A 10,978-nucleotide genomic window follows, 5' to 3' on the forward strand; every position below is an offset into this window, starting at 1 on the left:
TAAATAAAAAAAGATTCAGCTAAGCTGAATCTTTTTTTATTTAAAAGCGGTTTGTAAAAATTCATTCAAAAAAAGGGGCTATTTTTTTTTGAATCCATTAGGATACATAATAACGATTAAAACAATAATGAGTAAAAAATTATATTCGGCACCGTTTCTTCCACCGCCTACAACAAACCAGCCTTCCTGAAAATGAACAAGGATTATTCCCATTATTAGTATGAGGATAGTGACAAACCCTGCCGGTTTAACGTATTTGTTACTAAGCAGAAGAATGGCTGCTACTACATGGGATAGTTTAATAGACCAGGCCAGAAAAACGCCAAAAGGAGCGAAGCCAATCTGATTTAAATATAGATTTCCAAAATCATTGATTCCGTTATTAAACATTCCGAAGACAGAATGGGTAAGGAGAATAATAGCGACTGCAGTTCTTAAAAGTAAATTTCCATTCATATTTTTTTCGAGTTATTTTAATTGAAAGTAATAAAAAAACGCATATTAAATTGAATATGCGTTTCTTAAGTGATAAGATGTGTTATGTTTTAAACTTTCCCTAAAGTATACAATTGTTCCATTGTAGGCGTCAGGCTTCCTCCGGCAGGCTCTAAAGTGATTCCAAAAGCTTCTGCTGAATCAGTTTGATTAACAGCAAATATTTTTTGAGAGTTTCCTTCAAAATCGCTCAATAAACCAATACTCGTAGGAGTTAGTACAGGACTTAATTTTAAAGCCCAAACCTGATATACCATACCTTTTGGAGGTTTTGGTAAACCGGCAGCATCAATATACGTTGTTTTCGTTTCTTTGTTCCAGTACACTTTTGCAAATGAACTTGGAGAAACGGCTTGTCCGCCAAGTGTTACACCCGTGTTTTTGATGTCTCTTACAATAGTCAGACTTTTTTCGGTTTGCTTGTTCTGCTGATCTAAGAAAGCGTAATCTTTTTCAATTTTGTTTTTCTCAGTCCCAACAGTAGCAATAGTTTCTTTCGTTTTTGTCAATTCCAGAGTTTGATATCCAAAGCCTAAAAGCAGTAACACCGCCGCAGCCCAGCCTACATATTGTGACCAGTTCGAAGCTGGTTTCATGTCGACTACTTTGCCGTGTTTCAGCTCTAAACGGGCTTTTATCTTCTCAAAATTGGCTACCGAGTGAAAAGGAGAAAAACTTGATGATAAAGCAACAATAGCTTTTTCTATCGAAATAATTTCCTGATCAACTTCCGGGTTTTTCTTAGCCAGTTCGGCTATTTCCAGATTTTCAGTTTCGGTCAATAAACCGTAAACGTATAGTTCCAGAATTCCTGATTCTATATACTCTTTTGCTTCCATTATATTTTTAGATAATTTCTTAGATCATTAATACAGTTTCTGTTTTGCGTCTTGATAGTCCCCAATGGCATTGCCAATTCTTCTGAAGCTTCTTGTTGGGTATATCCTTTAAAAAATAATAAATCAATAATCTCGATACATTTTGGTTTTAATTTTTTTACAAACTCTTGTATTCCAATAGTATCAATTCTATTAACGAGTTTATTACTGTCGTCTAACAGATTTACGAAATTATCTGAAGAAAGGTTTTTTTGACTGTTATTAAAATTTTTGGATCTTAACTTGTCAATGGAGGTATTCCTTGCAATATTAAGGATCCAGGTATAAAATCGGCCTTTACTCTCATTATAAGAATCGATGTTTTTCCAGATTTTGACAAAAACTTCCTGTAAAACATCTTCGGCTTCTTCACGGTTTTTTATGAGAACATTAATAACAGAAAACAAACTTTTCGAGTACATATCGTACAAATGGGTAAAAGCTCGTTCGTCTTTCTTGTAAATTAAAACTAATAATTCTTCTTGACTCATAGGTGTAGTATTTTAAGTTGGAACAAAATTTTAAGGGACATTATGTCTAACCTGAGATAAAGATAATTTATTTTTTCGTGAATTTTTTATTTTTTTTAGTAGTCTTAAACCTAGGAAAATAAGGGGTTTGAAAAAAATATTACTTTTTTTTTGATTTTTTTAAAACCAAAAGCAATCCAATTACGTAAATGCTATTATAACATCGGATTTATAGTGTCGTAAATAGCAAAAGTTTGAAAATGAAGAAGATTGGAATTTTTTAACAGCACTTTTGTTTTAAGAATTAGTAATGAAAATTAATATTTAGAAAGAGTAAATCGTAAAGTAAGTCTTAATAAATAAAAATTTATTTGTCATGAATAGCTTAAATAAACTGAAAATACTGATTGTTGGTTTGACTACAGTTTTGTCGCTGGCGGGATTCAGTAAAAGTGATTTCCGTAAAGGACTTGTTCATAAGAATTCAGAGCTTGTAATAAGCGATAATACATTATTTAGGAATTAGTAGATCAGTTGATGTCTTCGGACTTCCAAAAAAATGAAGGTAGTCCAACTCTTGCCCAGAATAATAAATAAAAGCCGTTAAAAAAGATACGCCTGAGGGATTGGAATTTTGAAATGTATGAGCACTATAACCGGGGCATCAACTATTTTTAATATAACGATATAAAAAGGGAATAACAATTAATTCATGGTTTGATTTGTTTGTATGGGGGGAAGCCTAACGTCTGATTAACGTTAGGCTTCATTTTTTATTTAACGTATGTTTAGCAAAAAATAAAGAATTTAAAGTGAATTTTGAGAAGAGAATTTAACTAATTTTATAAAAAAATAAACAATGAAAAAAGTAGTATTTATAGCTTGTAGTATTGCCCTTTTGTTCGGTACTAAAATTCAGGCACAAACCAGTAAAGAGAAATTATCTAAAACGGATAAACCTATGACAAAAGAAACGATTTATCAATTTAAAGTAGAAGATTTATCAGGAGACACTTTTGATTTTGCTTCGCTAAAAGGAAAAAAAGTGATGATTGTTAACACGGCATCAAAATGCGGTTTAACTCCTCAATACAAAGATCTGGAAGCAATTTACAAAGAGTATAAAGATAAAGGATTCGTAATTGTTGGTTTTCCTGCTAATAATTTTGCCGAGCAGGAGCCTGGAACAAATAAAGAGATTGAGACATTCTGCCAGCAAAATTATGGTGTAACTTTTCCAATGATGGATAAAGTTTCTGTAAAAGGAAGTGATATGTGTGAAGTGTACAAATTCTTAACACAAAAATCAAAAAATGGCTTGAAGGATTCTGAAGTTGAATGGAACTTTCAAAAATACCTGATTAACGAAAAAGGGGAGTTGGTAAAAGTGATTAAGCCAAGAACATTGCCAACAGATCCGGAAGTAATCAACTGGATTAAAGGTTAAAAGAAGAAAACAATAAATCTAGTCCACAAAATTGAAATTTCACTTTCAATTTTGTGGATTTTTTTTGTCTATAAATAAGCACAAAGAACATTGTTCTGACTCATTTTGTTAGTTGTTGGTCAATACAATTTCATTTTGTACTTTTACCCTGCTAAACATACTCAAGGGCGGAGAATTCTGCCCAATATTTTTATGGGCATTTTTTATGTCTGTAAGTAAACATACGCGGTTTCAGTACCCCCGTGTGGTGCATTAATGTGCCCACAGCCCTTGAGGTGTTTAGCAACGGGAAAGGCTGGGACCGTATTTATTTCCTCCTACTTAAAATACTTTCTGAAATGCTAAACACAGAAAAAACAAATCGCGTTGCAGTAAACACTGCAATTAAAAAACCACCCGATGTATTATCTGTTCGTCGGATCAAGATTCAACCATTTTATAGAAGGTCACGTTCCAGGTGTATGTACAAACCACCTGCAAAAGTTGTTCCCTATATACATCTTTGCGGTAATTGGTTACAGGAAGCAGGCTTTAAGCCCTGCGAAGGGGTAACCGTTACGGTAATGAAAGGCACGCTTATTATAAAAAGAGGAAAGAGATAATTTTGGAAAACTGATGCTCTGAAAGAGCTATAGCAATAGCATGGTGCATAGCACTATGAATGAGGACAACAATTATTGGGTTACGCCCTGAAAGGGCAAAAGCCTGATCGCAAAGAAATGCATCTTGCACATTTTGTGTGAGATTCTCTAAGAGTTGTGAACGGTTTTTATTGAGATTTATAGGGAATGAAGATTGTTTTTGCCCTTTCAGGGCAATTTTACCCCCTAATCTAACTCAAAGTACTACGCACTATGCTGTTGCTTTTTGGGCTTTCAGCCCTTTTCTTTTCAGCTTTTGTTAGATCAATAACAAAACCCGCTATTTTTTTAGCGGGTTTCTTATTTTGTATTTCTAAAGCTGTTTATTTCAATATTAATTGCATGAAAACCAAATCGAGCCAATGATCAAATTTATATCCCACCTCACGAAGTGTTCCGGTTGCGACAAATCCAAATTTTTCATGAAAAGCAATACTTCCGGCGTTGTCGGCATCAATAGCTCCAATCATAACATGATACCCCTGTTCTTTAGCCAAACGAATGAGTTCTGACAGTAACTGAGATCCAATACCTTTTCCGATAACAGTATCTACCACATATACAGAATGTTCTACGGTATATTGATACCCAATTTTCTCACGGAATTGTCCGTAACTCCCAAAACCTACTACTTCGCCATCTAATTCGGCAATCACTATGGGCAGATTTTTAGCTTTTTTGTCTTCAAACCATTTTGTTTGAACTTCAAGGGTTTGAATTTCATAACTGTAGTTTGCGGTGGTATGCAGAATCGAATGGTTTACAATATTCAGAATCTTTTCTAAATCGTTTGTTGTTGCCGGTCTAAGGTTTAGGCTCATAGTTTTTTGAGTATATACGATGTGTTTTTTAGAAGATTAACGTTTGCCTAGTTCCACCAGTAAAGCATCAACCTCTTTGGAGTTCCAGTTCATTTCTTTGGCGATTTCTTTGGCATCTTTAGCATATTGCAAGGCCAGTTTCGTATCCTTTATTTTTTGATAGAGCCCTGCCAGAAGTAGATTTCCATCGTAAGAATCATTCAGTTCAATAGCATGTTTTATCCATTCGATTGCTTTTTTTAAACTCTCGGTATCCGAAATATGCTTTAAATAAGTTTGTCCGATATCTTTCAGAGAAGTGGCATCATTCCAAACTAACTTTTGTGTATTTTCAAGAGTAACTTTTTTGTAAAATTGCCATTTTTCGGTTCGTTCTGCCAGAGTTAAGTCAAATTTAAAAACCAGTGAATCTACTTTTTGCAAGCGTATTGATTTTGCAATTTCTCTTTGTTTGTAATAGTTTGTAGTGTCCAAATTATCAACATACGGACGAAGCGATTCTGTGACTATATTTTCAATCTTACGATCGATACGACTTTGAGAGGCCACAGCAGCAAATTCCTTGTTATGACTTAATACATACTGAAATTCCCTCGATTTGATATCGGTAACCCCATTGGCAATCACTCGCCAGTTGGTTTCACTAATTAATTGTGCATCAGATTGTGTATGGAGATAAACATGTGTTGGAATTGATAAGTCAGTACGGTCTTTTCCTTTTTTCAGCGTGTTCAGATAGTTGAAAAATTTGTCGACATTAGAAGGATCAGCGAGAAATTCTTTTTCCAGATAAGGGAATTGCAATTTCGGATTTAAGGCATTATTTGCTTCTGTCATAAAAACCTCTTTTTTTAATTCGCCTTTTAAAGCATACAAAAGGGTTTCGGCGGCAGGGTCTATAAATAAAAAGGAAGGTAAAGATTTTGTATTGAATTTATTCTTAAGTGCAGTTCCTTCTTCTTTTTCAATATTTTTCCAGACACACACATAATTCTTCTTTAGAAAATCGATCACAGCAGGATCACTAAAAACTTCTTTTTTCATCAAATTACAATGCGGACACCAATCGGCATAAAGCATTAGAAAAACCGGTTTTCCTTGCGCTTTGGCATTGTTCAGAGCGGTATTATAAGGCATGTCATCAGCAACAAATTGATTTTGAGCCGATGTAGTCTGTAGGGATATAAAAAGAAAAAATAAATATAAAAAGCGCATAATCGGTTTGTTTTTGTATAGAAATAATCAGTTTTACAAATATATTCCCTTTTTCGGGAAACTCCTTTTAATATCTTCCTATTTATAAGTTAAATCCAATGCGAAGTTTGTAACTTTGTGAGGTTAAAAAAAGAGTTTTATAACTGTAAATCTCTTTTCAAAAAGTAATACACCATAAGAATGATTTACCCCAAAATAGCGCTTGCACAAAGCATTATCGAAATTTGTTCAGGCAAAGGAATCACTAATATTATTATTTCTCCGGGATCAAGAAATGCTCCTCTAACGATAGGATTTGCTCAAAACCCTAATTTTAACTGTTACAGTATTGCCGACGAGCGCTGTGCCGCCTTTTTTGCATTGGGAATTGCACAGCATACCAAAATGCCTACCGCAGTGGTTTGTACTTCAGGCTCTGCCTTGTTGAACTATTATCCGGCTGTAGCCGAAGCATTTTACAGTCAGATTCCACTTATTGTTATTTCAGCCGACCGTCCGCAAAGCAAGATTGATATTGGTGACGGACAAACCATTCGTCAGGAGAATGTTTTTCAGAACCATTCTGTTTACGACGCAAATTTGACTGAAGAAGCTTCAATAGAAAACGATTTAAAGATCAACAAAGCCATAGAAGCAGCTATACTTCAAAAAGGCCCTGTTCATATTAATGCTCCTTTTGAAGAACCTTTATACGAAACCGTTTCAGAACTTTCTGTAGCGCCAACAATTACCCATTTAGAGGAAATTATCAGTACAGGAACCATAGAAAACGAAGCAGAGACTGTTTCTATTTGGAATGCTTCAAAAAGAAAATTAATTCTTATTGGAGGAATAAACGAAGTGAATTCTGTCGATAAAGAAATTCTGGAAAACTTTGCCAAAGATCCCTCAATTGTAGTACTTACGGAGACCACATCAAATTTGCATCATCCGAGTTTTATTAATAGCATAGATACTTTAATTACGCCATTTGATGATGCTGATTTTAAAGATCTTGAACCGGAAGTGTTAATTACTTTTGGAGGTATGATTGTATCCAAACGTATTAAAGCTTTTTTACGAAAATACAAACCCGAACATCACTGGCATATTGATACGTTACGTGCTTATGATACCTTTAATGCTTTAACGAAGCATTTTGAAATGGAACCTGATGCTTTTTTCAAAGCGCTGCTTCCGAAGACAGAATTTGCAGCAAGTGATTATTTTTCTAAAATTGATCAAATTTACGATTTAAGAAAAATCAGAAAAGAAGAATATCTGCGTAAAATTACATTTTCAGATTTTAAAGTATTTGAAAAAGTAATCGGATCACTTCCTAAAAACAGTCAGTTGCAAATTAGCAATAGTTCGGCCATTCGCTATGCACAGTTAATTGAGATTGATCCTTCAATCGAAGTTTATTGTAACCGCGGAACCAGCGGTATTGACGGAAGTACCTCAACAGCAGTTGGTGCAGCAGTAGGAAACGATAAACAAACCGTTTTTATTACCGGAGATATTAGCTTTCTTTACGATAGCAATGCTTTGTGGAATTCGTACATACCTGAAAATTTCAAGATTATTTTAATCAATAATGGAGGAGGAGGAATTTTTAGGATTCTTCCAGGCCATGAAGAAAAACCGGTTTTTAATACCTATTTCGAAACGTCACATCATTTGACAGCCGAACATCTGGCCAAAATGTATAAGATGAATTATTTTACAGCCACAGATGAGAAATCTTTAACGGGAGGTATTAAGTCGCTTTATGCTACAAATAATGTTCCTTGTATTTTGGAAGTATTCACGCCAACATCTGAGAATGATATTGTTTTAAAGCAGTATTTTAAAGAGTTGGTTTAGACTCAAAACTATAAATTACAAAAGACGCAAAGATACTTACCTTCTTGCGTCTTTTTTGTTTTATGATAGTAAGAGAAATTAACGAATTGGAACCGGAAATACCGGTAAACTTGCATGTCCTAAAGCATCAATACTTTGTACGGCAAAAAAGTAATTGTCTTTAGAATAGGGGATTTCGGCCTTGGTTTCTTTTACAAAAAAAGTTTTCTCCCAATGAGACGATGAAGTTTCTCTCATTAAAATCTGGTAACCAAAAGGAGTTTGTCCTTGAGGTGCAGTCCAGGCTAAGGTAGAAGAATTGGAAAGTTCTTTTACTTCGATTCCCACATTTAAAGGTGCTTTTGGCGACCAGGCTAGATTAGCCAGTGTTGCCAAGTTCGAACAGGTATTTTTTCTCAAATAGTCAAAATCCATGAATTCAGCAAGATCACCGTACTGGATACCATTTTCAGTTCTTAAATCCTGATGCTGATGATTGAAGTTTTCATTCATTTCGCAGAAACGAACAGCAGTAAAACCATTTTGACTGAACGGAGTATGATCTCCACCACGAAGAAAACGATCGTTTCGGTAAACCAATTTTACTTTTAATTGATCTACATACTGTTCCGTAACGGTTTTGATATAACGGGCTAATAATCGTGACGGACTGTCGTTATCACGGTTTGTTGCTTTGCGCATCTTGGCTTCTTCTTCAGTTTCTGTAAACGGAATGGTTTCGCTAAATATCCTGATCTGTGTGTTATCTCTTAAATTTGTACCGCTTGAGAGGCTGTTTCCAATCATATCATTGTTTAGCATGGCTACAATATTCCAGTTGGCTGCTTTGGCCAATTCAGCCAAATGACGGGCACCGTAAAGCCCTTGTTCTTCACCGGTTACCGCGACAAAAATTATAGTAGCAGGAAACGATCTTTTACTCATTACTTTGGCCAGTTCGATAACAGCTGCAACACCCGAACCATCATCATTGGCTCCCGGAGCGTCAGATTTTACATTCATCACATCTGAAACTCTGGAATCCAGATGTCCGCTTATGATAAGCACACGATTGTCGTTCGGATCCGTACCTTTTAAGGTCGCCATAACATTTCCTAGTTGGCTGTCTTTGGCGATTCGTTTTCCATCGGCTTTTACATCAAAATAATCGATTTTAGAAGTTAGTCTTCCCCCAGATTCCTGGGCAAATTTATCAAACTCCGATTTTACCCATTGTTGTGCCGCGCCGATACCTTTGGTTTTACTTTTGGTATCGCTAAGCGTGTGTCTGGTACCGAACGAAACTAATTTATGAATAGTAGCTTCGAGATTTTCGGCTTTGATTTCGCCAATCATTTTTTTTATTTCAGGATCTTCTGTAATCTGTGAAGTGGCAATATGAGCAAAAAATAAGAAGGTAAAAATAGAATAGAAAATGGTCTTTTTCATTGGTTTTGGATTAATTATAGGTTTTCAAATGTAACCAAAAGGAATAAATTAGAATAAGATGCAACTGCCTTTTTTTAATTAGAAACATTTTTAGGATTACCATTTTCAAACTTCGTACATTTGCAGCTCGAAACTTAGCTGCTTAACAGCTTAGAATTTTTAGCATATGATTGAAATAGGAAAATACAATACCCTTACTATACTTCGTGATACCAAAGTTGGTTTGTTTTTAGGTAACCCTGAGAAAGACCCTGAAGGAATTCACGATATTTTATTACCCAACAAATACGTTCCAAACGAGTTTGAAATCGGTGAAGAATTAATCGTTTTTGTTTATTTGGACCACGAACAGCGTCCGGTGGCAACTACTTTAGAGCCTTATATTCTGTTAAATGAATTTGCACTATTAAGAGTGAATTATATCAATAATGTTGGTGCTTTCATGGATTGGGGGATGGAAAAAGATATTCTTGTTCCGTTTAAAGAGCAAGCCCGTCCAATGGAAAAAGGAAAACGTTACCTGGTGTATTTGTACATGGACGAAAAAACAAATCGTCTGGTAGCTTCAAGCAAAACCAATCAGTTTTTGAGCAATGAGCAACTGACCGTTGAAAAAGGGGAGGAAGTAGAATTGATTGTTTCTCATATTACCGAGATTGGTATAAATGTAATCATTAATGAGAAACACAAAGGATTGCTCTACAAAGACGAGGTGTATGATGACGCCATCAGAACCGGAGACAGAATGCGTGGTTATATTAAAAATATCCGTCCTGATCATAAAATCGACGTAGCGTTGCAAGTTCAGGGATATCAAAGTATTGAGCCGAATGCAGAGAAGATTCTGGACGAATTAAGAGCTAATCGTGGTTTCTTGCGTCTGAATGACAATTCACATCCGGAAGATATTAAAACGGTACTGAAAATGAGCAAAAAAACGTTTAAAAAGGCTGTTGGAGCTTTGTATAAAGAAAAACTCATTGAAATTAAAGAAGACGGAATTTATCTGATAAAGGAATAAATTTTCTAAATTTTTAAAATACAAATTCCAAATTCCAATGGGATATCAGTGCTGTTGGGATTTGGAATTTTTTATTTCTTGGAATTTGGATTTTGGATTTTTTTTGAAATTTCTCCAGTATATAACAGGAAAGGCTACTCATTACAAGTAGCCTTTCCCTTTTTATTCTAGTTTTAAAAAAAATTGTAATTAAAAAAAAACAGAAATAAAATAAACTCGAATCCATTCAAAAAATAATAGCTTTAAAAATTTTAGAAACTATTTTCTGAAATGGGTATGTCTTTAAACAATTTATAAATTCATATTAAAAGCAAAAACTCAATTTCACGGCTCGACCCATTTAGTTTGATAAAATAACTTGTAGAAAGTTTTCATTAGTATTTTTTCCTCTTTTCGTAATCAATCTCATACTAATTCTTAAACAATTCCAGCTTTTAACCTTAGGTGTTACTATCTCCTTTTCGAAGTTTCAACAAATGAATAAATCATTTGCTCATTGATCCACGGCGTATGAATAAAAACCGTAAAATAATGAGCGACAAAATTTTTAAATTTTCTCAAAAAAATCATTTTTTAGGTTAATAAATCAGTGAAAGAAAATCAATCTTCTAGTCAATGAAATAAAATGTATCTCATTGATTTCTAGGTGGTAAAATTAAATATTATTTTTTAAAACTACTGTTAAAATTACTATTATTTGTAAGATTATACCAATTG

General features: G+C 34.4%; 10 protein-coding genes. 4 read left to right on the top strand and 6 right to left on the bottom strand.

Annotated features, from left to right (window positions below; genetic code table 11):
• Positions 1-78 precede the first annotated feature (78 nt).
• The 3 genes from B0A80_RS19620 to B0A80_RS19630 all read right to left on the bottom strand — a co-directional run bounded on the left by B0A80_RS19620 (position 79) and on the right by B0A80_RS19630 (position 1,864).
• Positions 79-456: a DoxX family protein gene (locus B0A80_RS19620; RefSeq protein WP_089078393.1), complete on the bottom strand. Its 378-nt coding sequence runs from the start codon at positions 454-456 to the stop codon at positions 79-81.
• An 89-nt stretch (positions 457-545) separates the two neighbouring features.
• Complete coding sequence (locus tag B0A80_RS19625) at positions 546-1,334, bottom strand: anti-sigma factor (protein WP_089078394.1); 789 nt, start codon at positions 1,332-1,334, stop codon at positions 546-548.
• Positions 1,334-1,864: an RNA polymerase sigma factor gene (locus tag B0A80_RS19630; protein ID WP_017498502.1), complete on the bottom strand. Its 531-nt coding sequence runs from the start codon at positions 1,862-1,864 to the stop codon at positions 1,334-1,336. Before B0A80_RS19630 ends, B0A80_RS19625 begins: the two co-directional genes overlap by 1 nt.
• Before the next feature lie 838 nt (positions 1,865-2,702).
• Between B0A80_RS19630 and B0A80_RS19635 the strand changes: the two genes are divergently transcribed.
• Together B0A80_RS19635 and B0A80_RS21135 are read left to right on the top strand one after the other, a co-directional pair.
• On the top strand, positions 2,703-3,290 hold the full coding sequence (locus B0A80_RS19635; RefSeq protein ID WP_070907997.1) for a glutathione peroxidase: 588 nt from the start codon (positions 2,703-2,705) through the stop codon (positions 3,288-3,290).
• A gap of 461 nt (positions 3,291-3,751) precedes the next feature.
• The gene (locus B0A80_RS21135) at positions 3,752-3,892 is read left to right on the top strand and encodes a SymE family type I addiction module toxin (RefSeq protein WP_394364284.1); all 141 of its coding nucleotides are present in this window, start codon (positions 3,752-3,754) and stop codon (positions 3,890-3,892) included.
• A 362-nt stretch (positions 3,893-4,254) separates the two neighbouring features.
• Here B0A80_RS21135 and B0A80_RS19645 read toward each other — a convergent pair whose 3' ends face one another.
• Both B0A80_RS19645 and B0A80_RS19650 read right to left on the bottom strand, forming a co-directional pair.
• Positions 4,255-4,752, bottom strand: a complete 498-nt coding sequence (locus tag B0A80_RS19645) for a GNAT family N-acetyltransferase (RefSeq protein WP_070907999.1) — start codon at positions 4,750-4,752, stop codon at positions 4,255-4,257.
• Between the two features lie 36 nt (positions 4,753-4,788).
• Entirely contained in the window at positions 4,789-5,967 is a 1,179-nt protein-coding gene (locus tag B0A80_RS19650) for a thioredoxin family protein (RefSeq protein ID WP_089078396.1), read from the bottom strand.
• A 180-nt stretch (positions 5,968-6,147) separates the two neighbouring features.
• Between B0A80_RS19650 and menD the strand changes: the two genes are divergently transcribed.
• Complete coding sequence (gene menD / locus B0A80_RS19655) at positions 6,148-7,812, top strand: 2-succinyl-5-enolpyruvyl-6-hydroxy-3-cyclohexene-1-carboxylic-acid synthase (RefSeq protein ID WP_089078397.1); 1,665 nt, start codon at positions 6,148-6,150, stop codon at positions 7,810-7,812.
• A gap of 78 nt (positions 7,813-7,890) precedes the next feature.
• On the opposite strand, the gene B0A80_RS19660 is transcribed toward menD, so the two are convergent.
• A complete protein-coding gene (locus B0A80_RS19660; RefSeq protein ID WP_089078398.1) occupies positions 7,891-9,240 on the bottom strand; it encodes a M28 family metallopeptidase in 1,350 nt (449 codons plus the stop codon).
• A 166-nt stretch (positions 9,241-9,406) separates the two neighbouring features.
• Between B0A80_RS19660 and B0A80_RS19665 the strand changes: the two genes are divergently transcribed.
• The gene (locus B0A80_RS19665) at positions 9,407-10,261 is read left to right on the top strand and encodes a CvfB family protein (RefSeq protein WP_089078399.1); all 855 of its coding nucleotides are present in this window, start codon (positions 9,407-9,409) and stop codon (positions 10,259-10,261) included.
• The last annotated feature ends 717 nt before the right edge of the window (positions 10,262-10,978 follow it).

The organism is Flavobacterium tructae (assembly GCF_002217475.1).
GTDB classification, from domain to species: domain Bacteria; phylum Bacteroidota; class Bacteroidia; order Flavobacteriales; family Flavobacteriaceae; genus Flavobacterium; species Flavobacterium tructae.

Excerpts from the sequence above, each read along its gene's own strand:
- B0A80_RS19620 (WP_089078393.1), bottom strand. The coding sequence starts at position 456 with ATGAATGGAAATTTACTTTTAAGAACTGCAGTCGCTATTATTCTCCTT.
- B0A80_RS19625 (WP_089078394.1), bottom strand. The coding sequence starts at position 1,334 with ATGGAAGCAAAAGAGTATATAGAATCAGGAATTCTGGAACTATACGTT.
- B0A80_RS19630 (WP_017498502.1), bottom strand. The coding sequence starts at position 1,864 with ATGAGTCAAGAAGAATTATTAGTTTTAATTTACAAGAAAGACGAACGA.
- B0A80_RS19635 (WP_070907997.1), top strand. The coding sequence starts at position 2,703 with ATGAAAAAAGTAGTATTTATAGCTTGTAGTATTGCCCTTTTGTTCGGT.
- B0A80_RS21135 (WP_394364284.1), top strand. The coding sequence starts at position 3,752 with ATGTACAAACCACCTGCAAAAGTTGTTCCCTATATACATCTTTGCGGT.
- B0A80_RS19645 (WP_070907999.1), bottom strand. The coding sequence starts at position 4,752 with ATGAGCCTAAACCTTAGACCGGCAACAACAAACGATTTAGAAAAGATT.
- B0A80_RS19650 (WP_089078396.1), bottom strand. The coding sequence starts at position 5,967 with ATGCGCTTTTTATATTTATTTTTTCTTTTTATATCCCTACAGACTACA.
- menD (WP_089078397.1), top strand. The coding sequence starts at position 6,148 with ATGATTTACCCCAAAATAGCGCTTGCACAAAGCATTATCGAAATTTGT.
- B0A80_RS19660 (WP_089078398.1), bottom strand. The coding sequence starts at position 9,240 with ATGAAAAAGACCATTTTCTATTCTATTTTTACCTTCTTATTTTTTGCT.
- B0A80_RS19665 (WP_089078399.1), top strand. The coding sequence starts at position 9,407 with ATGATTGAAATAGGAAAATACAATACCCTTACTATACTTCGTGATACC.